We start from the raw sequence: 23593 nt of genomic DNA on the forward strand, positions 1-23593 counted from the left end.
CGCACCCCATCGTTGTGAACCATAACGTCAAGCCAAGGAGCCTCACGATGCCGTCCTCTCGTCCTTCACCGTTGCGCGCGCTCATATCCGCCGGCGCGTTCACCGGATTCGCTGCATTCGCCGCGCTCGGTCCTGTGTCCGCGTACGCGCAAAGCACCGCCGTCATGGCGGTCGCCTCGACCTTCACGACGCTCGATCCGTACGACGCGAACGACACGCTCTCTCAGGCGGTCGCGAAGTCGTTCTATCAAGGGCTCTTCGGCTTCGACAAGGACATGAAAATTCAGCCGGTGCTCGCGACGAGCTCCGAGGCGAGTCCTGACGCCAAGGTGTACACCATTCATCTGCGCCAGGGCGTGAAGTTTCACGACGGCACCGACTTCAATGCAGAAGCCGTGAAAGCCGTCTTCGACCGCGTGACCGATCCCGCGAACAAGCTCAAGCGTTACAACCTCTTCAACAAGATCGACAAGACAGAAGTGGTCGATCCGTACACGGTGAAGGTCACGCTCAAGTTTCCGTTCTCGGCGTTCATCAACGTGCTCGCGCATCCGTCCGCGGTGATGATCTCGCCGACCGCGCTCAAGAAGTACGGCAAGGAGATCGCGTTTCATCCGGTGGGAACGGGGCCCTTCGAGTTCGTCGAGTGGAAACAGACCGACGACCTGAAGGTGAAGAAGTTCGCGGGCTACTGGAAGAAGGGCTTTCCGAAGATCGACATGATCGACTGGAAGCCGGTCGTCGATAACAATACGCGCGCCGCGCTCATGCAAACGGGCGAAGCGGACTTCGCGTTCCAGGTGCCCTTCGAGCAGGCGGCCACGCTGAAGTCGAGCCCGAAGGTTGACTTGATCGCCGCGCCGTCGATCATCCAGCGTTACATCAGCATGAACATGCAGCAGAAGCCCTTCGACAATCCGAAGGTGCGCGAGGCGCTCAACTATGCGATCAATAAGGAAGCGCTCGTAAAGGTCGCGTTCGCGGGCTATGCAGTGCCGTCCGAAGGCGTCGTGCCACCGGGCGTCGACTACGCGACCAAAACCGGCCCGTGGAAATACGACCCCGCGAAGGCGCGTGAACTGTTGAAGGAGGCGGGCTACCCGAACGGTTTCGAAACGACTTTGTGGTCCGGCTATAACCACACGACCGCGCAGAAGATCATCCAGTTCGTGCAGCAACAGCTCGCGCAAGTGGGCATCAAAGCGTCGGTGGAGGCGCTCGAAGCGGGGCAGCGCGTGCAGCGCGTCGACAGCGCACCCGATCCTGCGACGGCTCCGGTGCGCATGTACTACATCGGCTGGTCGTCGTCGACGGGCGAAGCAGACTGGGCCATCTCGCCGCTGCTGTCGAGCGCATCGTTTCCGCCGAAGCTCGCGAATACCGCGTACTACAAGAACGAAAACGTCGATGCCGACCTGCAAAAGGCGCTCGCCACCACCGACCGCAACGAGAAAGCCGCGCTCTATGCCGATGCGCAAAAGCGCATCTGGGCCGACGCGCCGTGGATTTTTCTCGTGACGGAGAAGGTCGTGTACGCGCGCAGCAAGCGTCTTGCCGGCGCGTATGTGATGCCGGACGGCTCGTTCAATTTCGACGAGATCGCCATCAAGTAAAGACTCGCGATGCTTAACTTCCTTGCCAAACGCCTGCTCGGGCTGCTGCCGACGCTCTTCATCGTCGCAGTGCTGGTGTTCATGTTCGTGCATCTGTTGCCGGGCGACCCCGCGCGGCTCGCAGCGGGAGCCGAAGCGGACGAAGCGACGGTTGCGCTCGTTCGCGCGGACCTCGGCCTCGACAAGCCGCTGCCGCAGCAACTCGCGAGCTTCTTCGGCAAGGTCGCGCACTTCGACTTCGGCAAATCGACGCGAAGCAAGCGCCCCGTGAGCACCGAAATCGCGGAGCGTTTCATGCCGACGCTGTGGCTCACGCTGGCAAGCATGGCTTGGGCCGTGGTGTTCGGCATGACCATCGGCATCGTGTCGGCGGTATGGCGCAACCGGTGGCCCGACCGGCTCGGCATGACGCTCGCCGTGTCGGGCATCTCGTTTCCTGCGTTCGCGCTCGGCATGCTGCTGATGGAGATCTTCTCGGTGAAGCTCGGCTGGCTGCCTATCGTCGGCGACGGCACGTGGCAAAGCTACGTGCTGCCATCGCTCACGCTCGGCGCGGCAGTGGCCGCCGTGATGGCGCGCTTCACGCGCGCTTCGTTCGTCGAAGTGCTCGGCGAAGACTTCGTGCGCACGGCGCGCGCGAAGGGCGTGCATGAGCCGATCGTCATCGTGAAGCACTGCCTGCGCAACGCGATGATTCCTGTCGTCACCATGATGGGTCTTCAGTTCGGCTTCCTGCTCGGCGGTTCCATCGTGGTCGAGAAGGTGTTCAACTGGCCGGGCCTCGGACGGCTGCTCGTCGATGCCGTCGAGATGCGCGACTATCCGGTGATTCAGGCGGAAGTGCTGTTGTTCTCGCTGGAATTTATCGTCATCAATCTGGTGGTGGACCTGCTGTACGCGGTCATCAACCCGACTATTCGCTTCAAGTGAGGACGGCATGAGCGTAACCGTGCAAGCCGCACACGACGCGCAGCAGAACGTCCGCACGCCGTGGACCGAGTTCTGGCGCAAGTTCAGGCAGCAGCACGTCGCGATGATCGCGGCGGTGTTCGTGCTGCTGCTGATCGTGATCGCGATCATCGCGCCGTATATCGCGCCTTATGACCCGGAAAACTACTTCGATTACGACGCGCTCAACGCGGGGCCTTCGGCTACGCACTGGTTCGGCGTCGATTCGCTGGGGCGCGATATTCTCAGCCGCATACTCGTCGGCAGCCGGATTTCGCTGACGGCCGGTTTGCTGTCGGTCGTAATAGGCGCGGTAATCGGCACCTTCTTCGGCCTGCTCGCGGGCTATTACGAAGGATGGTGGGACCGCATCGTAATGCGCATCTCCGACGTGCTGTTCGCCTTTCCCGGCATTTTGCTCGCGATCGGCGTGGTCGCGATTCTGGGCAACGGCATGGTGAACGTGGTCTGCGCGGTCGCCATCTTCAGCATTCCGGCGTTTGCCCGGCTCGTGCGCGGCAACACGCTCGCGCTCAAGCATCTGACGTATATCGAGGCGGCGCGCAGTATCGGCGCGTCGGACTGGACGATCATCGTGCGGCACATACTGCCGGGCACGATCTCATCGGTGGTCGTCTACTTCACGATGCGCATCGGCACGTCGATCATCACGGCGGCGAGCCTCTCTTTTCTCGGACTCGGCGCGCAGCCGCCGACGCCCGAGTGGGGCGCGATGCTCAACGAAGCGCGCGCCGACATGGCAATGGCGCCGCACGTCGCGATCTTCCCGAGCCTCGCGATCTTCCTCACGGTGCTTGCCTTCAATCTGCTCGGCGACGGTTTGCGCGACGCGCTCGATCCGAAGCTGGACCGGCCGTGACGAAAGCACCGCATATCGGCACATTGCGAGCGGGCGCACGCGCAACGATAGCGGATGTCGCGGGCGTCACGGTGGGGCACTGCACGCTCGATGCCGGCGACCTGCAGACCGGCGTGACTGTCGTGCTTCCGCACGGCGGCGACCTGTATCGCGAGAAGGTGCCTGCCGCCGCGTGCGTGATCAATGGCTTCGGCAAGAGCGTCGGCCTCGTGCAAGTCGATGAACTCGGCGTGCTCGAAACGCCGATTGCATTGACGAATACGTTTGGCGTCGGCGCCGTTGCAATGGCGCAAGTTCGTTCGGCATGCGAATTAAATGAAGACATAGGGCGTGAGTGGCCGAGCATCAATCCGCTCGTCTTCGAGTGCAACGACGGCTATCTGAACGACTTGCAGGCGTTCGCCGTCGAGGAGGCGCACTACCGCGAAGCGCTCGGCAGATGTGCGAAGGACTTCGCACGCGGTGCGGTCGGCGCGGGACGTGGCATGTCGTGCTTCGAACTGAAAGGCGGCATCGGGTCGGCGTCGCGGATCATCGATATCGGCGCAAACGCTTATGTTGTCGGCGCGCTCGTGCTCGCCAACTTCGGGCGCTTGCCCCAGCTCACGATAGCGGGCGCGCCCGTCGGCCTCCAACTGCACGCGGCCGCGCAAAGCCAGATGAAGCCGGAGCAAGGCAGCATCATCATGCTGCTCGCGACCGATGCGCCCTTGGACTCGCGGCAATTGCGACGCATGGCAATGCGCGCGGCCGCCGGCCTGGCGCGCACGGGCTCGGTCTATGGCCACGGAAGCGGCGACATTGCGCTCGCGTTTTCGACGGCGTACACCGTGCCGCACGACGCCGCATTCGTCACGCTGCCGCCTTTGCTTCCCGACGCGCGACTCGATCCGCTGTTTCAGGCGGCTGCCGACAGCACCGAACAAGCCATTCTCGACGCGCTTTTCAGCGCGGAGACCGTGACCGGCTGCGGCGGGCATCGGCGGCTATCTCTCACGGACGCATTGAAACTGACGCCATGAAAGTGCTGATCTCGACGGACATCGAAGGTATCGCAGGTGTGTTCCATCCCGAGCAAACGCGGCCCGGCAACGCGGAGTACGAGCAGGCGCGACGCTGGATGACGCATGAGGCGAATGCGGCGGCCGAAGGTGCATTCGAAGGCGGCGCGTCTGAAGTATGGGTGAACGATTCGCATGGCGGCTTTCGCAATCTCTTGCCCGATGCGTTCGATTCACGCGTGCGGCTCGTGCTCGGCAAGCCACGCACGCTGGGCATGATGGCGGGCCTCGAAGCATCGCCCGATCTCGTGTTCATGGTCGGCTACCACGCACGCGCGCAAAGCCGCGGCATTCTCGCGCATACGATCAACAGCACGGCCTTCGCGCGCGTGGTGATCGACGGCGACGAGGCCGGCGAGGCGGCGCTCTACGGCCGGCTCGCGGAAGAACGCGGCGCGCGCGTGGCGCTGCTGACAGGCGATGACGTCTTCGGCGCCGAGACGTTGCCCTTGTTCGCAGGCGCGCGCTTCGTCTGCGTGAAAACGGCGCACGGCTATTCCAGCGGCGTCACGCAAACGCCCGCTGCGGCATGCGAAGCGATCCGGCGCGCGGCGCAAGAAGTCGTCGAAGGCGCTGCACACGGGCGCTTCGGCACGCGCCACGCATCTTCAACACAACACTGCGAACTGCGCGTTCAGACGAGCGCGCTCGCCGATCTCTTCTGCCAGTGGCCGTCGCTCGAACGCATCGACGCGGTGACGCTCGCGTTAGATGCGCCGAGCGCCGAGCATGTCGTTCGCACGCTCAATTGCCTTTCGGCAATGTCGTTCATGTTGCGGTGAGGGCCGGAAGTATCGTTAGAATGGAGCCCTTGAGCAGGCACGCTCGATCCGATGCTCGGCAGGCGAAGTGTCATGCATGACGTCAGGCTCGCACACAACGACGACACCGCGCTGGATCCGGCCGATCCCATGCTCGTCATGCGCGGATCGCTGTTCATCGACGGTCACGAAGCCGGATGCTGGGAAGCTCGGCGCGACGGCACGTGGACGGCGCATCTGCGACACGGGCAGGGATGGATCGTCGAGCCGAGCCGCGCCGCGTTGATCGAACGGCTGGCTCGCGGGGCGTGATGCCGGCACGCCCGCTCTTTCATCAAGATAACTGAACAACTACATGTACCTGTCGATCATCGCGGTGGGACTCGGCGGCGGCCTCGGCTCGCTGCTCCGCTGGGCGCTCGGACTGCGCCTGAACGCCGTCTTTCCGAACCTGCCGCTCGGCACGTTCGCGGCCAATGTCATCGCGGGTTACATCATCGGCGTGGCGGTTGCGTTCTTTGCGCGTGTTCCGGATGTCTCCGTCGAGTGGCGGCTTTTTGTCATCACCGGCCTGATGGGCGGCCTGTCCACGTTTTCGACGTTCTCGGCCGAAGTCGTCGCGCATCTTCAGCAGGGGCGGCTCGGCTGGGCGCTGGCGGAGATTGCGATCCACGTCGGGGCGTCGCTCTTGATGACCGCGCTCGGCCTCGCAACGGTGGCCGTGGCAACCTGATCGGCGACACGTTCGCGACACCTTTTGGCTTTTATCCCGCGCCCGTTTCCTACAATTCTTCCCGCGTTCAGACGCCCGACACTTCGCCGCGCTTTCAGCGGCTCGATTTTCATTGCAATACAGAAGGTGAAGACATGCCCGAGTTCCCGCTTATCGAAATCAGACCGTACCGGGCGAGTGATCTCGACGGCGTGATCGACCTGTTTCTCCGCGCGGTGCGCGAGACTGCATCGGCGGATTACAACGAAAAGCAGATCGACGTCTGGGCGCAGGCCGATCCCGACGAATGGGCACTCGCCCGCGCGAGCCGCCCGACGTGGGTCGCGTTCAGCGAAGGCCAGCTTGCCGGATTTGCCGATCTGGAGCGGAACGGCCTGATCGACATGATGTTCGTGCACCCGGAGCATCAGCGCAAAGGCGTGGCGACCGCGCTGCTCGCGCGCATCGAGGCCGAGGCGGACGAGGCGGGCATGCAGGTGCTGCATACCTACGCGAGCGCGACGGGCCGGCCGTTCTTCGAATATTGCGGTTTCACGATGCTGCTGGCGCGCGCGGTCGTCGTGCGTGGACAGCGGTTCGTGCAGTTCGTGATGGAAAAAGTGCTGTGAGCATCGCGCGTTCTGTATAGACAAGCGTTGCGCGTATCCGCCATTCGGGCTAAGGGGAATCCCGGAAAGCCTCTTGTTTCGCCGTTTATGCCCGTTTAGACTGGCGTCTGACTTGTATAGACAGGATGAAACATGATCACGCTGACGCCCGGAAAACTCACGCTGCCGCAACTGCGCCGAATCGCGCGCGGCTCCGATTCTCTGCGGCTCGATCCCGCGAGCTTCGACGCCATCGACGCGAGCGCGCGCGCGGTCGCGGCCATCGCCGCGAAGGGCGATCCGGCGTATGGCATCAACACCGGCTTCGGGCGGCTTGCGAATACGCATATTCCCGCTGACCAGCTCGAACTGTTGCAGCGCAATCTCGTGCTGTCGCACGCGGTCGGCGTGGGCGAGCCGATGTCGCGCCCGGTCGTGCGGCTGCTCATGGCGCTCAAGCTGTCGAGCCTCGGGCGCGGCCATTCGGGCATCCGCCGCGAAGTGATCGAGGCGCTCATCACGCTGTTCAACGCGGACGTGCTGCCGATCATCCCGGTGAAGGGCTCGGTCGGCGCATCCGGCGATCTTTCGCCGCTCGCGCACATGTCGACGGTGCTGCTCGGCATCGGCGAAGTCACCATTCGCGGCGAACGCGCGAGCGCGCTCGACGGTCTTGCGGTCGCCGGCCTGAAGCCGCTGACGCTCCAGGCCAAGGAAGGGCTTGCGCTGCTGAACGGCACGCAGGCATCGGCGGCGCTCGCGCTGTATCACCTGTTCGCCATCGAGGACCTGTTCCGCACCGGACTCGTGGCAGGCGCACTGTCGGTGGATGCGGCCGCGGGCTCGGTGGTGCCGTTCGATGCGCGCATCCATGAATTGCGCGGGCATCGCGGGCAGATCGACGCAGCGGCGGCGTATCGCGCGCTGCTCGCGGGCTCGGGCATCAATCTGTCGCACGCGGACTGCGAGAAGGTGCAGGACCCGTACAGCCTGCGCTGCCAGCCGCAAGTGATGGGCGCGTGCCTCGACCAGATGCGCCACGCCGCCGAGGTGCTTCTGATCGAAGCGAACGCGGTCTCCGATAACCCGCTGATCTTCCCCGATACCGGCGAAGTCCTGTCGGGCGGCAATTTCCACGCTGAACCGGTTGCTTTCGCCGCCGATAATCTCGCGCTCGCCGCCGCTGAAATCGGCGCGCTGGCCGAGCGGCGCATCGCGCTGCTGATCGACGCCACGCTTTCCGGCCTGCCGCCGTTCCTCGTGCGCGACGGCGGCGTGAACTCCGGCTTCATGATCGCGCACGTGACGGCGGCGGCGCTCGCATCCGAGAACAAGACCCTGGCGCATCCCGCTTCGGTCGATTCGTTGCCCACGTCGGCGAATCAGGAAGATCACGTTTCCATGGCCACGTTCGCGGCCCGCAAGCTCGGCGATATCGCGAGCAACACGGCCAACATTCTCGCCATCGAACTGCTGGCGGCGGCGCAGGGCGTCGATCTGCGCGCGCCGCACAAGACGAGCGCGCCGCTCATCGAGGTGATGAGCACGTTGCGCGCGCAGGTGCCGCATTACGACCTGGACCGCTACTTTGCCCCGGATATCGCGGCCATCGCCAGGCTCGTCGAGCAGGGCGCGATCGCGCGGCATAGCCCGTTCGCGTTTGCTTCGGAAGCCATGGACAAGGCGGAAGCGAGCGCATGAACACGCCCGCGTATCAGGAGATCAAGGACTACATCCTGCAGCGCATTCACATCGGCGAGTGGCGCGAGGGCGATCTGGTGCCGTCCGAGAACGAGCTGGCGCGCGAGTTCAAGGTTGCGCGCATGACCGTGAACCGGGCGCTGCGCGAGCTGACGGCCGAACAGGTGCTGACGCGCGTGCAGGGCGCGGGAACCTTCGTCGCGCAGCCGAAGTACGCGTCGACGCTCGTCGAGATTCGCAGCATCTCGGACGAGATTGCTGCGCGCGGTCATGCATATCGCGCGCAGGTGTTGCATCTGGGCGCATCCATCGTCGACGAGGCGCTCGCCGGCGAGATGCAACTCGCGCTCGGCAGCCCGGTGTTTCATTCGCGCGTGCTGCACTTCGAAAACGACGAGCCGGTGCAGCTCGAAGAACGTTACGTGAACCCGCCGCTCGCGCCGGAATACGCGCGGCAGGATTTCACGACGATCACGCCGAACCAGTACCTGATGATCGCCGCGCCGCTGCAGCGCGTGGAGTACCGGATCGAGGCGTCCGTGCCGTCGCCGGAAATTCGCGGTGCGCTCGCGATGGGCGAGCACGAGCCGTGTCTTCTGCTGCATCGGCGCACATGGTCGCGGGATGCCGTCGCGTCGGTCGCGAATCTCTGGCATCCGGGCGACCGTTACCAATTCACCGGGCACTTCTGACGTGACGATCATTCCGGCGGCTTCGCTCATCGCCGTGCCGTGGAAGAACGGCGGCGGCATCACGCGCGAGATCGCGGCGGGGCCGCCGGGCGCGGCGCTCGATGCGTTCGCGTGGCGGCTGTCGATCGCGGACGTATCGTCGGATGGCGCATTTTCGGCGTTTCCCGGCGTGGATCGCGCGCTCGTCCTGCTCGACGGCGCGGGCATGCTGCTCGCCGAAGCCGGTGGCCGCGAGCATCGGCTCGACGAACCGCTCGCAATGGCGCGTTTCCCGGGCGAAACGCCGGTCCACGCGAGTCTCATCGACGGGCCGACGCGCGACTTCAACGTGATGGTGCGACGCGACCGGGCGCGCATGTCGGTGTGCGCCCTGCGCGCCGGGCGCCATGAACTGGCGCAGGAGCACGAACTGACGTTCGCGTACTGCGCGAGCGGCAGCCTGTATATCGCGTCTGCCGATGGAACGCGCGCAGTGCTTCATCCGGGCGATACCGCGCGCATCGAGCGCACTTGCATCGTCGAAGCCGCGGGCGATGCCGCGTGGCTCTGCATCGGCATCGAGGAGATACGAGCTTGAACCTCTATTTCGCGGAACACGCGCGTTTGCCCGATGGCTGGCGGCGCAACGTACTGATGGAGTGGAGCGACGACGGCGCGCTCACGCGCGTCGAGCCGGACAGCGCGGCTCCCGCAGGCGTCGAGCGGGCGAAGGGCCCCGTGTTGCCCGGCATGCCGAATCTGCATTCGCACGCGTTCCAGCGCGCGATGGCCGGGCTCACCGAATATCGCGCGAGCGCCGCCGATACCTTCTGGAGCTGGCGCGACCTGATGTACCGCTTCGCCGCGAAGATTGAGCCGCACGCGCTCGCGGACATCGCGCATTGGCTCTACATCGAAATGCTGAAGGCGGGCTACACCTCCGTCTGCGAATTCCACTACGTGCATCACGCGCAAGACGGCTTGCCGTATGCGAACCGCGCGGAACTGGCCGAGCGCGTGGTGGATGCGGCAGAGCGCGCGGGCATCGGCATTACCATGCTGCCGGTTCTCTATCAGTACAGCGGCTTCGGCCAGGCCGCGCCGCGCGACGATCAGCGCCGCTTCCTGCATACGCCCGAGAGCCTGCTCGACATGCTCGATGCGCTCGCCCGCGCCCGGCCGGAAAACGGCGCGCGGCGTTACGGCGTCGCGCCGCATTCGCTGCGCGCGGTCTCGGGCGAATCGCTTGCGGCGCTGCTCGAAGGCTTCGACGCCCGGTTCGACCGCGCTCCGGTGCACATTCATATCGCCGAGCAGCTTGCCGAAGTCGATGCGTGCGTCGCCGCGACGGGCCAGCGGCCGGTCCAGTGGCTGCTGGATCGCTTCGAGGTGGATGCGCGCTGGTGCCTCGTCCACGCGACGCATATGGACGCGAGCGAATGCCGCGGCCTCGCGGAAAGCCGCGCGGTCGCCGGCCTTTGCCTGACGACGGAGGCGAATCTCGGCGACGGATTCTTTGCGGCGCGCGACTATCTGGATGCGGGCGGGCGCTTCGGCATCGGCTCGGATAGTCACGTGGGCGTCGACTGGCGCTCGGAGTTGCGGCTGCTCGAATACGGCCAGCGTTTGCTGCGTCGCGAACGCAACGTGCTGGCGTCGGCTAGCGACACGCGCCCCGCCGACCGTCTATTCGACGCCGCCCTCGACGGCGGCGCGAGCGCGACCGGGCGGCGCGTCGGTGCGCTGGCGGCGGGCATGCGCGCGGACTGGATCGTGCTGGACGAAGCGCATCCCGGCATCGGCGGTCTTTCCTGCGACGCGTGGCTGTCCAGCGCAGTCTTCTGCGAGCATGGACAGACGCCGGTGCGCGACGTGTTCGTCGGCGGCCGCAAGGTCGTCACCGACCGCCGCCACGCCGACGAAGAGCGGGCACTCGCGCGTTATCGCGCGGCGCTCGGCGAACTGCTCGCGTAACGTTCAACTCCCGGAGCCGCAGACATGGATACCGTTCACGATTGCTCCATCTATACGCTGGAACGCGGCACCGCGCCGCTCTTGATTTCGATTCCGCATCGAGGCACGCGCATTCCGGAGGCGCTCGTCGATGAGATGACGCCAGTGGCGCTGCGCGTCGACGATTGCGACTGGCATCTGGAGCGCCTGTATGCCTTCGCGCGCGAGTTGGGCGCGTCGATTCTGCTGCCGGAATACGCGCGCTACGTGATCGACCTGAACCGGCCGCCCGACGACGCGAATCTGTACCCCGGCCGCGACACGACAGGTTTGTGTCCGGTCGATACCTTCGACAAAGAGCCGCTTTACCGCCCGGGGCACGCGCCATCGCGCGAGCAGATCGAGGCGCGTCGCGCGCTCTACTGGCAGCCGTATCACGACGCGCTCGCCAGCGAACTCGCCGCGCTGCGCGAAGCGCACGGGCGCGTGCTGTTGTGGGAGGCGCATTCCATCCGTTCGGTCGTGCCGCGTTTCTTCGAAGGCCGCTTGCCCGACTTCAACTTTGGCACGGCAGACGGCGCATCGGCGGCGCCGGCGCTTGCCGAGCGGCTGGCGGAAGTCGTATCGCGTGACGGGCGTTATACCTGCGTGGCCAACGGGCGTTTCAAGGGCGGCTACATCACGCGGCGCTACGGCGAGCCGGCGCGCGGCATTCACGCCGTGCAACTGGAACTGACGCAGGTGACGTACATGCAGGAAACGTCGCCCTACGCCTACGACGACACCCGCGCCAGCGCCGTTCAGCCGCTGCTGCGCGAATTGATGACCGCGGCGCTCGAACACGTGGCGGCGCGTTGAGGTGTGGCGATCGTCATCGGCCTCGGCCGATGCCCGGATTATTGCTGGATGAACAAATATCTTTCATGAGAATCGGGGTTTCCCCTAAGTCGCTGACCTCCTAAACTTCTCTCCAAGCGAAAGGAAATCAGAAAATGCTTAAAAAGCTCTCCGATTTCCGATCGATCTCAAAACAAGATTATTGGAGGTCATCATGATCAAGTCATTCGTTCCGGCACTCGTCATCGCTTCGGCTCTGGCCGCTCCGACTTTCGCGTTCGCGCAAAACAACGCGCCGGTGACGCGCGCTGAAGTTCGCGCCGAACTCGCTCAGTTGGAAAAGGCTGGCTACAACCCGTCGCAAGACCGCGTGACCTATCCGCAAAACCTGCAAGCCGCCCAGGCGCGCGTGAACGCCGAGCAAGGCGCGGTTGCAACGACGTCGTATGGCGCGTCGACCGCCGGCAACGCTCAATCGGGCGCGCGTGCAGCCGTGTCGATGTCGGATCGCAATTCGGTCTACTTCGGCCACTAAGCCGGAGTCTGTCATCCCGCAGCGGATGGCACGCCGCGGGCAGCAGGAGCAGGGCAGTTGTAGTAGTGGCAGTAAGTTGTGAAGCAAGAAGAAAGCGCCGGCCGCGTGATCGCAGCCGGCGCTTTTTGTCGTGTAGTCAGCACGCGCGAGGCCGGAGCAGCGAAGTCATGCGCCTGAAAGCATAATCCGGCACGCTAAGGTCTTCGTCCCGGATCATTGCCGATGCACACCCTCACGAAGTGTCTCTTCGCCAGCGCCGCCGTCGCGCTGGGCCTCGCGTGTTCGCCCGCGCGCGCGGGCAATCCCGATGCGCTCTGGCAAATCGTCCATGACCGCTGCGTACCCGCCGCCGACGGCGCGCGCATCGAGCAGCCTTGCGCCGAGGTGAACGTCGCAGGCGGCTATGCGGTGCTGAAAGACATTGTCGGCGTCGCGCAATATCTGTTGATTCCGACCGCACGGGTGAGCGGCATCGAAAGTCCGGCGCTGCTGGAACCGGACACGCCGAACTACTGGCGCGATGCATGGAACGCGCGCCATTACGTCGACGACGCGCTGCGCCGCCGCTTGCCGCGCGACGAGATGTCGCTCGCGGTCAACTCGGCGAGCGGACGCACGCAGAACCAGTTGCATATTCATATCGACTGCCTCGCGGACGACGTGGCAGAGGCGCTGCGCGAAGCGGGGCCGGGCATCGGCACGCGATGGACGCCGCTGCCCGGGCGCCTTCGCGGACACAGGTATCGCGCGTTGCGCATCGACGACGCGGACTTGTCGCGCACCGATCCGTTCAGGCTGCTCGCCGCGACCGTCGCGCAGGAAGGCGGTCGCATGGGCGATCAGACGTTGCTGCTCGTCGGCGCCGAGCGCAGCGACGGCTCGCCCGCGTTCTTTCTGCTCAACGATCACGTCGGTCCGGGCGATTTCGCGTCGTCGGAAGAATTGCAGGATCACACCTGTGCGCTGGCCGGACGCGCCATCGTCAAGCCGTGACCGCGCCGGATCGGTTCGAAGCCCGCGGTCACTCGCCGATCAGATGCAACACGAGTTCGCGGTGATGCGGCGCCGCCCGGTGCTCGAACACATAGATGCCCTGCCACGTGCCGAGCACCATGCGGCCGGCTTCGACCGGAATCGAAAGCTGGACGGTGGTGAGCGCGGTGCGCAGGTGCGCGGGCATGTCGTCGGGGCCTTCGGCGTCGTGGATGTAGCGGCCGGGCGCTTCCGGCGCGACCGATTCGAAATACCGTTCGAGGTCCGCGCGCACGTCTGGGTCGGCGTTTTCCTGAATCAGCAGCGACGCGGACGTATGACGGCAGAACACCGTCAGCAGGCCCGTGCGAATGTCCTGCAAGTCGATCCAGCGGTCGATGTCGCGCGTGACTTCGTGCAGGCCGCGCGAGCCGGTTGCGAGCGTCAGATGGTGGAGTGCCTGTTTCATGTCGTTTTCGGTCCGAGGGAAAGTGCCCGTTCCAGTGTAACGGCTGGCTCGCGCGACGATGGTCTATGCTTGGCGCGTGCCGTTCACACGATCGGACGATCATGCGCACACATATTGCCGCCGCGTTGCTCGCCGCTTTGGTCGGACTACATGCGTTCGCCGTCCACGCCGACGGCACGCTCGCCAACCGCGGCAACGACCCGTTTCTGCACGTATCGAACGCCATTCCCGATTGTCCCGCGCCGCGCGGCCCGTTCGAGACGGAAGCAGAATGGCTCGACGAAGCGCACTATCGCATCGAGCGCGGCAACAGTTGCTGGATCGCGGGCCGCTGCCGTCTGCCGAACAGTTACGACTACGACCGCGAGATTGCCGAAAGCGTCACGCGCCGTCTAAACGCGCTGAATGCATTGCTTCAATGGCGCGACAAGACGAGCCTGTGGCTCACGCTGCAGCGCCGCTTCGTCTACGTGGACGGCTGCGTGTCGCCGGATTTCGACCGCGCGCGCTTCGTGGCGGGCTTGAGCGAGACGGCGGACGTCGAGAAGATCATCGACCGCACGACGGTTCTTTCGCCTAAGCTGAAAGCGAGACCCTGCGCGACGCCGGCCTCGGCCGGCGATTGCCGATGATGAGAACGATACCCGCTGACCGGCTCCTGCCGTTCGTCCGACGCCTCTTGCTGCTGCTGGCGTTCGCTGTATTTCCGCTTCGCGCCGAAGCTGCTGCGCCCGTCGTCGTGATTCCGCTGACCGGCGCGGTCGGCCCGGCGAGCGCGGATTTCGTCGTGCGGTCTCTCGCCCGCGCCGCGGACGAACGCGCGCAACTCGCCGTCCTCCGGATCGACACGCCCGGCGGCCTCGACCTTTCCATGCGCGCCATCATTCAGGCGATCCTCGCTTCGCCGGTGCTGGTCGCGGCGTACATTGCGCCGAGCGGCGCGCGTGCGGCGAGCGCGGGCACGTACATCGTGTACGCCGCCCATATCGCCGCGATGGCGCCCGGCACGAATCTCGGCGCGGCCACGCCGATCCAGCTCGGCGCGGGTGGAGCGGAGCGCGCGGCGTCGGGCGCCTCGGAGGCGGCATCGACCGAAACGCGCAAGCAGGTCCACGACGCCGCCGCGTATATCCGCGGTCTCGCGCAACTGCGCGGGCGCAACGCGCAGTGGGCCGAACGCGCGGTGCGCGAAGCCGTCGCGCTCTCGGCCAACGAGGCGCTCGCGCAGAAGGTGATCGACCTCACCGCGACCGACATTCCCGACCTGCTCGCCAAACTCGACGGCCGCCGCGTGCGCACGGCGCAGGGCGAGCGCGTGCTGGCGACGCTTCAGGCGAGCGTCGTCGCGTTCCAGCCCGACTGGCGCAACCGCTTTCTGGCGACGATCACCGACCCGAGCGTCGCGCTCATACTGATGATGATCGGCATGTACGGCCTCTTCTTCGAGTTCGCGAATCCCGGCTACGTGCTGCCGGGCGTCGCGGGCGCCATTTGTCTGCTCGTCGGCCTGTTCGCGCTGCAATTGCTGCCCGTGAGCTACGTGGGCCTCGGCTTGCTCGTGCTGGGCATCGGCTGTCTCGTCGCGGAGGCGTTCTTGCCGACGTTCGGCACGCTCGGCATCGGCGGTATCGTCGCGTTCGCCATCGGCGCGCTGATGCTCGTGGATACGGACGTGCCCGGCTTCGGCGTTCCGCCGGGACTCGTGGCGGCGCTCGCGCTGTTTTCAGCGGTGTTCGTGTTCGCGGTGTCGGGGCTCGCGTTGAAGGCGCGCGCGCGGCCCGTCGTCAGCGGCGGCGAGGCCATGCTCGGCAGCATCGGCGTGATGCTGGAGGGCGGCGAAGCCGTCGGCTGGGCGCGCGTGCAGGGCGAACGCTGGCGCGTGCAGCCGGCATCGCCCGCTGCGTTGCCCGGGCAGGGCGCGCGCGTGCGGGTGACCGCGCGCGACGGACTCACATTGACCGTCGAGCCGTTCGACGAATCACATCACAATGCAGCTTGAACGAGGCTAAAAAACATGGGGCTGACTTTCGGTTTCGGCGGCATCGTGCTCGCGCTCATTATTTTTCTGCTCGCGTCGGCGGTGCGCATTTTTCGCGAGTACGAGCGCGGTGTCGTGTTCATGCTCGGGCGCTTCTGGAAGGTGAAAGGGCCGGGGCTCGTGCTCATCATTCCGGTCGTGCAGCAGGTCGTGCGCATGGATCTGCGCACGGTGGTCTTCGACGTGCCGCCGCAGGACGTCATCACGCGCGACAACGTCTCCGTCAAGGTGAACGCGGTCGTCTACTTTCGCGTGGTCGATCCGGAGAAAGCCGTGATTCAGGTCGCGCGCTATTTCGACGCGACGAGCCAGCTCTCGCAGACGACGCTGCGCGCGATTCTCGGCAAGCACGAACTCGACGAACTGCTGTCCGAGCGCGAGCGCCTGAACAGCGACATCCAGCGCGTGCTCGACGCGCAGACGGACGTGTGGGGCATCAAGGTATCGAACGTCGAGATCAAGGACGTCGACATCAACGAGACGATGATTCGCGCGATCGCTCGCCAGGCGGAAGCCGAGCGCGAGCGTCGCGCGAAGATCATTCATGCGGAAGGCGAATTGCAGGCATCGGAGAAGCTGTTGCAGGCCGCGCAGATGCTCGCCCAGGCGCCGCAGGCAATGCAACTGCGCTATCTGCAAACGCTGACGACGATTGCCGGCGACAAGAACTCGACGATCGTGTTTCCGGTGCCGGTCGATCTCGTCAGCGCGGTGATCGACCGGTTCACGAAGTCCTCGAATCCTTAGACGAGCGCGGGAAAGTCGAGCGTCGTATCGTTCACGCGGTTGACGAGGTTCGTGAAGTTAATGGCGCTCATCGCGAAAAGCGCGTCGATGACTTGCGCCTCGCTATAGCCTGCTTCGCGCACATCGGCGAGCACGCGGGCGTCCACCGTGCCGCGCGAATCCGCCACCTGCCGCACGAAGCGCACGAGCGCATCGCGCTTCGCATTGCCGGTCGCGTCGCCCGCGCGGATCTGCTGCGTTTCGTCTTGCGTGAGCCCGACCATCTTGCCGACGACCGTATGCGCAGCGGCACAGTAGTCGCAACCCGCCAATTCGCTGACGGCGAGCTTGATGGCTTCGACATCCGCCTTGTCGAGACTGCTCTTCGCGAGCACGGCATCGTTGGATAGCGCCGCGCCGAGCGCCGCCGGGCTATGCGTGCCGATAGTCGCATACGCGTTCGGCACGCGGCCCGCGGCCTTCTTGATGGCGGTGAAGAGTTCCGCGGTCTTGCCGGTGGCTTCGTTGACGTTGACTTGGGAAAGACGTGACATGGTGTGCTCCGGTTCGTTGGTGAGCCATCTGAATGGCGTGAGTCAACTGTAGGCCGGAGCAGGGCCGCCGTGAATGCGCGCGCGTCTCAACGAAACGCGCGATCGTCTCATCTTCTATTGCACCGTCTCGAGCACATCTCTCACCGTCGTGAAGATGCGGTCGATCTGGTCGTCTTCGATGATGAGCGGCGGCGAGAACGCGAGCGTATCGCCCGTATAGCGCACGAGCACGCCTGCCTCGAAGCACTTGACGAACGCTTCGTAGGCGCGCGCGCCGGGCGCGCCGTCGCGCGGTTCGAGCTCGATGCCCGCGACGAGCCCGAGATTGCGAATGTCCTTGACGTGCGGCGCGTCGCGCAGCGCATGCGCCGCGCTTTCGAACGTCGGAGACTTGGATGCCGCGCGGTCGAACAGCTTGTCACGCACGTAGAGGTCGAGCGTCGCGATGGCCGCGGCCGTCGCCGCCGGATGCGCCGAGTACGTGTAACCGTGAAAGAGTTCGATGGCGTTGGCCGCGCCCGCCTCGATGATTGTGTCGTGCACCTTGCGCTGCGCCGCGACCGCGCCCATCGGAATGGACGCGTTGTTGATCGCCTTGGCCATGGTGATGAGATCGGGCGTCACGCCGAAAAACTCGCTGGCCGTCGCCTTGCCGAGACGCCCGAAGCCGGTGATGACCTCATCGAAAATCAGCAGAATGCCGTGCTTCGTGCAGATTTCGCGCAGCTTCTGCAAGTAGCCCTGCGGCGGAATCAGCACGCCCGTGGAGCCCGCTACCGGCTCCACGATCACCGCCGCGATCGTCGATGCATCGTGCAGCGCGACGATGCGCTCCAGTTCGTCCGCGAGATGCGCGCCCCACGCCGGCTGGCCCTTGGAGAACGCGTTGTGCGCGAGATCGTGCGTATGCGGAAGATGATCGACCGAGGGCAGCAGCGCGCCCGAGAACGTCTTGCGGTTCGGCGCGATGCCGCCCACCGAAATGCCGCCGAAGCCCACGCCGTGATAGCCGCGCTCGCGCCCGATCAGCCGCGTGCGCTGGCCTTCGCCGCGCGCGCGATGGTAGGCGATGGCGATCTTGAGCGCCGTGTCGACCGACTCCGAGCCGGAGTTCGTGAAGAAGATCCGGTCGAGGCCGTCCGGCATCAATTCGGCCACTTTCGTCGCGGCTTCGAACGCGAGCGGGTGAGCCATCTGGAACGTCGGCGCGAAATCCAGCGTGCCGAGCGCCTTCTGCACCGCCTCGACAATTTCCTCGCGGCAATGACCGGCGTTCACGCACCACAGCCCCGCGCAGGCGTCGAGCACCTCGCGGCCATCGGTCGACCGGTAGTACATTCCCTTGGCGCTTTCCAGAAGCCGCGGCGCGGCCTTGAACTGGCGGTTCGCGGTGAAGGGCATCCAGAAAGACGACAGGTCGTCGATGACGGGGCGGGCGTTCATGGCTTGGTCTCTCCTCGAAAGAACGGTCACTGTATGTCGACGCAATTTTGCGCGGCATAGACACTTGCTTCACCGCGCTGCCAACTGTGCTGGCAAAATGGGGCGAACTGTACTGGCAACCTTGGCCGATTGAACCGATGATCGAACTCAACCTGGAACGCGGCTCGCGGCAGGCGCCGACGCTCGTCGAGCAACTCGTGCGCGCGTTTTCATCCGCCATCGAGTCGGACACGTTGCGCGCGGGCGCGCTGTTGCCTTCGGTGCGGCGTCTTGCCGAAAGCGAGCGCCTGAGCACGTTCACCGTGACCGAAGCGTACGGCAGGCTCGTGTCGATGGGCCTCGTCACCGCGCGGCGCGGCTCGGGGTATCGCGTGGCCGTGCGCGGGCCGCGCGCGCCGGCCCGCTCGGTCGAATGGCAGCCGCCGAGCCTCACGGCGACATGGCTGCTTTCCGATGTCTTCGCGGACCATTCGGTGCCGATCAAATCCGGCTGCGGCTGGCTGCCGAACGAATGGGTCAACGAAAGCGGGCTGCACCACGCGTTGCGCGCGGTGAGCCGCGTGCCGGCGGCGCGCATCGCGGATTACGGGCATCCGTATGGCTTCGCGCCGCTGCGCGAGCGCATTGCCGAGCAACTGGACCGCCACGGCTTGCCGGTCGATGCCGCATCCAACGTGCTATTGACGAGCGGCGCGACGCAGGCACTGGACCTGATCGTGCGCACGTTGCTGCGTCCGGGCGATGCCGTGGTCGTCGAAGATCCCGGCTACTGCAATCTGCTGCAGATTCTCAGGCTCGCCGGCCTCAACGTGCACGGCGTGCCGCGCACGGTCGCGGGCATCGACACCGACGTGTTCGAGCGCATCGTGACGGAGCACCGTCCGAAGGCCGTCTTTCTCAACACGACGCTGCAGAATCCGACCGGCGCGACATTCAACATGGCGTCGGCGTTCCGCCTGATGCAGATCGCCGAGCGGCATGGCCTGTGGGTCGTGGAAGACGATGTGAACCGCGAACTCGCGCCGCCCGGCGCGCCGTTGCTCGCGGCGCTCGAAGGCCTGAGCCGCGTCGTGTATGTCGGCGGCTTCGCCAAGACGATCACGCCTTCGCTGCGCTGCGGCTATGTCGTCGCCGAGCGCGACGTGCTGCGAGAACTGGCGCGCACGAAGATGGCGGTCGGCCTGACGTCATCGGAGGCGACGGAGCGCATCGTCGAGAAGGTGCTGACCGAAGGGCGCTATACGCGGCACGTCGAATTCGTGATCGACAAACTGAAGGACGCGCATGCGGTCGTCGAGCAGCGCATGGATGCGCTCGGCGCGACACTGTTTCGCCGTCCGCGCGCGGGTCTTTTCGTATGGGCGGAGTTGCCGATCGATCCGTCGCATGCGAGCGATGTCGCGACGCGCGCGCTCGAACACGGCATCTGGCTCGCGCCGGGTTCGTATTTCCGGCCCGGCGATGCGCCGAGCGCGTGCTTTCGCTTCAACGTGCCGTATTCGCTCGACGACGCGCTGTGGACTTTTCTCGGCAAGTCGCTTTGACCGCTACGCAGCGGCGCGCGGACTCGCGCTCAGGCGATACAGATGCGTGCGGGGCCGCGTGGCGCTCTTGCGACCACGCGATGCCGCGAGATGCGCCTGCAAGCGCTCGCACACGTCTTTTCTGCGCACCGGATTGAGCGGATCGCACAGACGAATGGTGAGCGTGGCGGCTCGTGCGTGCAGCGGCACTAGCGTGTCGGGCTCCGGCGCTTCCCAGAGCACGACGGTATGCGTGCCGTCCGACACTTGCACGATCTGAAAGTGCTCGAGATCAACCTTGCCGAGCTCGTGAGGTTCGATCGAATGATGCATGATGCCCCCGAAAACAGTCTCTCTGTGCATTGCCGGGCATGCAAACACTGTGCCGATGCTTCGACCACGCACCTTTCCCGCATGCCAGCGGGGCGGCGTGTAATTTTCAGCATGACGTGCGTGAAAAAAAGCCATCGGCGCGCCAACGCATGTGTTGGCGCGAGCCCTACATTGCCCTCGCGCCGTCTGCTTTCTTATGCTTATTCGCCGTAGATATCGAAGTCGAAGTACTTCTGCTCGATGCGCGTGTACGTGCCGTCCTTGATCATCGCAGCGATTGCGCCGTCGAGCTTTTCTTTCAGATCGGTGTCTTCCTTGCGAAGACCGATCGCGGTGCCGGGGCCGAAGATCGCGCTGTCTTCCAGAGCAGGGCCGGCGAAAGCGAACGGCTTGCCGCGCGGCGTGTCGAGAAAGCCGCGTTCGGCCTGCACCGCGTTTTGCAGCGATGCGTCGAGACGTCCGGCAAGCAGGTCGGCATAGACCTGATCCTGATCCGCATACGAAACCACCGTCACGCCTTTGGCGCCCCAATGCGCCTTCGCGTAGCTCTCCTGCATCGAGCCTTGTTCGACGCCGACCGATTTCCCCGCGAGTGACTCCGCCGTCGGCTGAATCTTGGAATCGCGCTTGGCGACGAGTCGCGTAGGCACGTGAAAGAGCTTGCTGGAGAACGCGATCTGCTTGACGCGCGCTGGCGTCATGGACATGGTGGACAGCACGCCGTCGAATTTGCGCGCCTGGAGGCCGGGAATCATGCCGTCGAAGGCGTTTTCGACCCATACGCATTTCGCGTCCAGACGGCGGCAGAGTTCGTTGCCGACATCGATATCGAAGCCGACGAGCTGGCCGTCGGGTGCTTTCGATTCGAACGGCGGATAACTGGCATCGACGCCGAACCGGATAGTGGACCAGTCTTTCGCATGCGCGCCGATAGACACGGCCAGCATGGAGCTCAACAACACCGTCAACAGCGTCTTCACGTTCGTCTCTTCCTAGCGATGAGTTTGAATAGTTCTCGGACTGACGCGGAAGATTATAGAGGCGTTAAGCATGCGCTAAAAAAATGGCCGCGAAATTCGCGGCCATTCGGTCAAAGCATTACGTTGCTGCCAGCGGTTTTCTTAGCTCGCGCGCACTTCGATTCGACGCGGACGCGCTTCTTCACGGCGCGGAATTGTGAGCTTGAGCACGCCGTTCGTTAGATTCGCGTCGATCTTCGTAGTGTCGAAGTCGTCGCTGACGGTAAAGGCGCGAGCAAAGCGCGGCGCGCGCACTTCGGCGTGATGCACGCGCAGGCCGGCTTGCGCGGTGACTACCGCTTCGGCTTCGATATAGAGCCGCGCGTCATGCACTTTCACGTCCAGCTTTTCGCGCGGCACGCCGGGCAAGTCGGCCCAAAGCGTGATGCCGTGGCTGTCTTCGATAATATCGACCGCGGGCGTGATGCTCGCGCGGCGCACATTGTCTTCATTCTTGCGCGTCATGTCGCCTTCGCTGCGCTGCGCCAGTTGGGTGGTGTCGTTCATCGTGAGCTCCCGAATGCTGGAATTACTGAATGGTGATGGCGCGGGGCTTGGACGCTTCGCGCTTGCCGACCGTGATGGACAGCGTGCCGTTCTCATAGCGCGCCTGCACCTTGTCGGTGTCCGCGTTCTGCGGCAGTTCGATCACGCGGCGGAAGCTGCCGGTGAAGCGCTCTTTCGCATAGGTGCGCGCGCCTTCGGTCAGCGTTTCGGCCTTGCGCTCGCCGCTGATCGTGAGCGTGCCTTTGTCCACGGTCACATCGAGCGATGCGGGATCCACGCCCGGCGCGAACGCGACGATCTCGACCGCCTCGTCCGTGCTGCCAATATTCAATTGCGGAAAGACATCCGCGCGGCTGGTCCGGATGCTCGATGGCAGGTTGCCGAACAGCGTCGACATTTGCCGCTGCATGCGGTCCAGCTCCGCGAACACGTCACCGCCAAAGTAGAAGTCACTCATGATCCAGTCTCCGAAAATGCGGCCGCATGAAGGCCGGCACAGTGCGTTGATCCTTGTGGGCAGCGCGTTCGAGCGTCGCTGCCCTCGGATCGAAAAATAGGTGCGGAGACGCTCTTTTCAATAAGCCGGAATGCATTTTCAAGCGCATTTTTTATTCGTTCGGCGACTCTTGAAATGCGTTTTGCGACTCATAGATTGGACCGTTTGAGCGTTAGCCGCTAACGAATTCAATCCGCTCTTACAATGGGCGATCCAACCAGTGGCGGGGACGACAAGATGAAGGTGTGCATCTACGGCGCGGGCGCAATCGGCGGATGGATGGGCGTGCGGCTCGCGCAGGCAGGCTGCGATATCAGCGTGGTCGCGCGCGGCGCGACGCTGGATGCGCTCACCACGCGCGGCTTGCAACTCGTCGAGAAGGACGCGACGCGTACGGCGCAGGTTCGCGCGAGCGCCGCGCCCGACGCACTGGGGGAACAAGACCTCGTGGTGGTCGCCGTCAAAGCGCCGGCGATGGCATCCGTGGCCGCGCACATCGCGCCGTTACTCGGCGCGCGGACGACGGTGCTCACTGCGATGAACGGCGTGCCGTGGTGGTTCTGCGAGGGCTTAGGCGATGCGTTCGCCGGCAAGCGACTCTCCTCGGTCGACCCGCGCGGCACTATCGCCGCGGCGATACCGAGCGCGCAGACGGTCGGCTGCGTCGTTCACGCGAGTTGTTTCGTGGAAGCGCCGGGCGTCATCCGGCATCATCAGGGCAACGGGCTGATTTTGGGCGAGGCGACCGGCAAGCCGAGCGCGCGCGTCGATTCGCTCGTATCGCTATTTTCGCGGGCAGGCTTCGACGCTTCTGCTTCGCCGCAGATTCAGCGCGACGTGTGGTTCAAACTGTGGGGCAACATGACGATGAATCCGATCAGCGCCATCACCGGCGCCACCACGGACCGCATTCTCGGCGACGATCTCGTGCGCGGCTTCGTCACGCGCATCATGCTGGAGGCGAAGGAAATCGGCGCGCGCTTCGGCATTCCCATCGAGCAGGAGCCAGCGGACCGGCATGCCGTCACGGCGAAACTGGGCGCGATGAAGACGTCGATGCTGCAGGACGTCGAAGCGGGCAAGGCCGTCGAACTCGATGCGCTCGTCGCGTCGGTGCGCGAACTCGGCGCGATGACGGGCGTGCCGACGCCATTTACCGATGCGCTGCTTGGCCTCGCGCGACTGCATGCGCGCACGCTGGGCCTCTATCCGGCGCAATGAGTAGCGAGTCGA

General features: G+C 65.0%; 27 protein-coding genes. 20 read left to right on the plus strand and 7 right to left on the minus strand.

What is annotated here, in order from left to right:
- The first annotated feature begins 47 nt into the window (after positions 1–47).
- The 15 genes from gsiB to NCR37_RS14755 all read left to right on the plus strand — a co-directional run bounded on the left by gsiB (position 48) and on the right by NCR37_RS14755 (position 13273).
- On the plus strand, positions 48–1613 hold the full coding sequence (gsiB, locus tag NCR37_RS14685; protein WP_250473609.1) for a glutathione ABC transporter substrate-binding protein GsiB: 1566 nt from the start codon (positions 48–50) through the stop codon (positions 1611–1613).
- Positions 1614–1622: 9 nt separating this feature from the next.
- Entirely contained in the window at positions 1623–2543 is a 921-nt protein-coding gene (gene gsiC, locus NCR37_RS14690) for a glutathione ABC transporter permease GsiC (RefSeq protein WP_250473610.1), read from the plus strand.
- 7 nt (positions 2544–2550) lie between these two features.
- Positions 2551–3441: a glutathione ABC transporter permease GsiD gene (gene gsiD, locus NCR37_RS14695; protein WP_250473611.1), complete on the plus strand. Its 891-nt coding sequence runs from the start codon at positions 2551–2553 to the stop codon at positions 3439–3441.
- Positions 3438–4463, plus strand: a complete 1026-nt coding sequence (locus tag NCR37_RS14700) for a DmpA family aminopeptidase (protein WP_250473612.1) — start codon at positions 3438–3440, stop codon at positions 4461–4463. The genes gsiD and NCR37_RS14700 overlap by 4 nt, the downstream gene beginning before the upstream one ends.
- Positions 4460–5284: a M55 family metallopeptidase gene (locus tag NCR37_RS14705; protein WP_250473613.1), complete on the plus strand. Its 825-nt coding sequence runs from the start codon at positions 4460–4462 to the stop codon at positions 5282–5284. The genes NCR37_RS14700 and NCR37_RS14705 overlap by 4 nt, the downstream gene beginning before the upstream one ends.
- A gap of 72 nt (positions 5285–5356) precedes the next feature.
- On the plus strand, positions 5357–5575 hold the full coding sequence (locus NCR37_RS14710; protein WP_241269981.1) for a hypothetical protein: 219 nt from the start codon (positions 5357–5359) through the stop codon (positions 5573–5575).
- Positions 5576–5618: 43 nt separating this feature from the next.
- The gene (gene crcB / locus NCR37_RS14715; protein ID WP_250473614.1) at positions 5619–5996 is read left to right on the plus strand and encodes a fluoride efflux transporter CrcB; all 378 of its coding nucleotides are present in this window, start codon (positions 5619–5621) and stop codon (positions 5994–5996) included.
- A 134-nt stretch (positions 5997–6130) separates the two neighbouring features.
- A complete protein-coding gene (locus NCR37_RS14720) occupies positions 6131–6604 on the plus strand; it encodes a GNAT family N-acetyltransferase (protein ID WP_250473615.1) in 474 nt (157 codons plus the stop codon).
- A gap of 132 nt (positions 6605–6736) precedes the next feature.
- Positions 6737–8284, plus strand: coding sequence for a histidine ammonia-lyase (hutH, locus tag NCR37_RS14725; RefSeq protein WP_250473616.1), 1548 nt, complete (start codon positions 6737–6739; stop codon positions 8282–8284).
- On the plus strand, positions 8281–8976 hold the full coding sequence (hutC, locus tag NCR37_RS14730; protein WP_250473617.1) for a histidine utilization transcriptional repressor HutC: 696 nt from the start codon (positions 8281–8283) through the stop codon (positions 8974–8976). Before hutH ends, hutC begins: the two co-directional genes overlap by 4 nt.
- A 1-nt stretch (position 8977) precedes the next feature.
- The gene (locus NCR37_RS14735; RefSeq protein WP_250473618.1) at positions 8978–9553 is read left to right on the plus strand and encodes a HutD/Ves family protein; all 576 of its coding nucleotides are present in this window, start codon (positions 8978–8980) and stop codon (positions 9551–9553) included.
- 56 nt (positions 9554–9609) lie between these two features.
- Positions 9610–10929, plus strand: coding sequence for a formimidoylglutamate deiminase (locus NCR37_RS14740; protein WP_250473779.1), 1320 nt, complete (start codon positions 9610–9612; stop codon positions 10927–10929).
- Between the two features lie 24 nt (positions 10930–10953).
- The gene (gene hutG / locus NCR37_RS14745) at positions 10954–11766 is read left to right on the plus strand and encodes an N-formylglutamate deformylase (protein WP_250473619.1); all 813 of its coding nucleotides are present in this window, start codon (positions 10954–10956) and stop codon (positions 11764–11766) included.
- A gap of 196 nt (positions 11767–11962) precedes the next feature.
- The gene (locus NCR37_RS14750) at positions 11963–12280 is read left to right on the plus strand and encodes a DUF4148 domain-containing protein (RefSeq protein ID WP_250473780.1); all 318 of its coding nucleotides are present in this window, start codon (positions 11963–11965) and stop codon (positions 12278–12280) included.
- Positions 12281–12502: 222 nt separating this feature from the next.
- Positions 12503–13273, plus strand: a complete 771-nt coding sequence (locus NCR37_RS14755; protein WP_250473620.1) for a CDP-diacylglycerol diphosphatase — start codon at positions 12503–12505, stop codon at positions 13271–13273.
- A 28-nt stretch (positions 13274–13301) separates the two neighbouring features.
- Here the strand turns inward: NCR37_RS14755 and NCR37_RS14760 are convergent, their stop codons facing one another.
- The gene (locus NCR37_RS14760) at positions 13302–13721 is read right to left on the minus strand and encodes a secondary thiamine-phosphate synthase enzyme YjbQ (RefSeq protein WP_175941218.1); all 420 of its coding nucleotides are present in this window, start codon (positions 13719–13721) and stop codon (positions 13302–13304) included.
- A 101-nt stretch (positions 13722–13822) separates the two neighbouring features.
- On the opposite strand from NCR37_RS14760, the gene NCR37_RS14765 reads away from it, so the two are divergent.
- From NCR37_RS14765 to NCR37_RS14775, 3 genes are read left to right on the plus strand one after another with little or no spacing between them, the layout of a single operon-like run.
- Positions 13823–14353 carry a BON domain-containing protein gene (locus NCR37_RS14765; RefSeq protein ID WP_250473621.1) on the plus strand — a complete coding sequence of 177 codons (531 nt, stop codon included), beginning with the start codon at positions 13823–13825 and terminating at the stop codon, positions 14351–14353.
- Positions 14350–15720 (plus strand): NfeD family protein, encoded by a 1371-nt coding sequence (locus NCR37_RS14770; protein ID WP_250473622.1) that lies wholly within the window; start codon positions 14350–14352, stop codon positions 15718–15720. Before NCR37_RS14765 ends, NCR37_RS14770 begins: the two co-directional genes overlap by 4 nt.
- Positions 15721–15735: 15 nt before the next feature.
- Positions 15736–16506: a slipin family protein gene (locus NCR37_RS14775; protein WP_250473623.1), complete on the plus strand. Its 771-nt coding sequence runs from the start codon at positions 15736–15738 to the stop codon at positions 16504–16506.
- Here the strand turns inward: NCR37_RS14775 and NCR37_RS14780 are convergent.
- Positions 16503–17039 carry a carboxymuconolactone decarboxylase family protein gene (locus NCR37_RS14780; protein WP_250473624.1) on the minus strand — a complete coding sequence of 179 codons (537 nt, stop codon included), beginning with the start codon at positions 17037–17039 and terminating at the stop codon, positions 16503–16505. The two genes, NCR37_RS14775 and NCR37_RS14780, sit on opposite strands and share 4 nt — an antisense overlap.
- 114 nt (positions 17040–17153) lie before the next feature.
- Positions 17154–18482, minus strand: a complete 1329-nt coding sequence (gene aptA / locus NCR37_RS14785; RefSeq protein WP_250473625.1) for an omega-aminotransferase AptA — start codon at positions 18480–18482, stop codon at positions 17154–17156.
- A 137-nt stretch (positions 18483–18619) separates the two neighbouring features.
- On the opposite strand from aptA, the gene NCR37_RS14790 reads away from it, so the two are divergent.
- Positions 18620–20026: an aminotransferase-like domain-containing protein gene (locus tag NCR37_RS14790; protein ID WP_250473626.1), complete on the plus strand. Its 1407-nt coding sequence runs from the start codon at positions 18620–18622 to the stop codon at positions 20024–20026.
- Positions 20027–20029: 3 nt separating this feature from the next.
- Here NCR37_RS14790 and NCR37_RS14795 read toward each other — a convergent pair whose 3' ends face one another.
- The 4 genes from NCR37_RS14795 to NCR37_RS14810 all read right to left on the minus strand — a co-directional run bounded on the left by NCR37_RS14795 (position 20030) and on the right by NCR37_RS14810 (position 22321).
- Complete coding sequence (locus NCR37_RS14795) at positions 20030–20338, minus strand: hypothetical protein (protein WP_250473627.1); 309 nt, start codon at positions 20336–20338, stop codon at positions 20030–20032.
- 200 nt (positions 20339–20538) lie between these two features.
- Positions 20539–21318, minus strand: a complete 780-nt coding sequence (locus tag NCR37_RS14800; protein ID WP_250473628.1) for an ABC transporter substrate-binding protein — start codon at positions 21316–21318, stop codon at positions 20539–20541.
- A 141-nt stretch (positions 21319–21459) separates the two neighbouring features.
- Positions 21460–21864, minus strand: coding sequence for an Hsp20/alpha crystallin family protein (locus NCR37_RS14805; protein WP_250473629.1), 405 nt, complete (start codon positions 21862–21864; stop codon positions 21460–21462).
- Positions 21865–21886: 22 nt separating this feature from the next.
- Positions 21887–22321, minus strand: coding sequence for an Hsp20/alpha crystallin family protein (locus NCR37_RS14810; protein WP_244849988.1), 435 nt, complete (start codon positions 22319–22321; stop codon positions 21887–21889).
- A gap of 276 nt (positions 22322–22597) precedes the next feature.
- On the opposite strand from NCR37_RS14810, the gene NCR37_RS14815 reads away from it, so the two are divergent.
- Positions 22598–23581, plus strand: a complete 984-nt coding sequence (locus NCR37_RS14815) for a 2-dehydropantoate 2-reductase (RefSeq protein ID WP_250473781.1) — start codon at positions 22598–22600, stop codon at positions 23579–23581.
- The last annotated feature ends 12 nt before the right edge of the window (positions 23582–23593 follow it).

It is taken from the genome of Caballeronia sp. GAFFF1 (assembly GCF_023630705.1).
GTDB lineage: Bacteria > Pseudomonadota > Gammaproteobacteria > Burkholderiales > Burkholderiaceae > Caballeronia.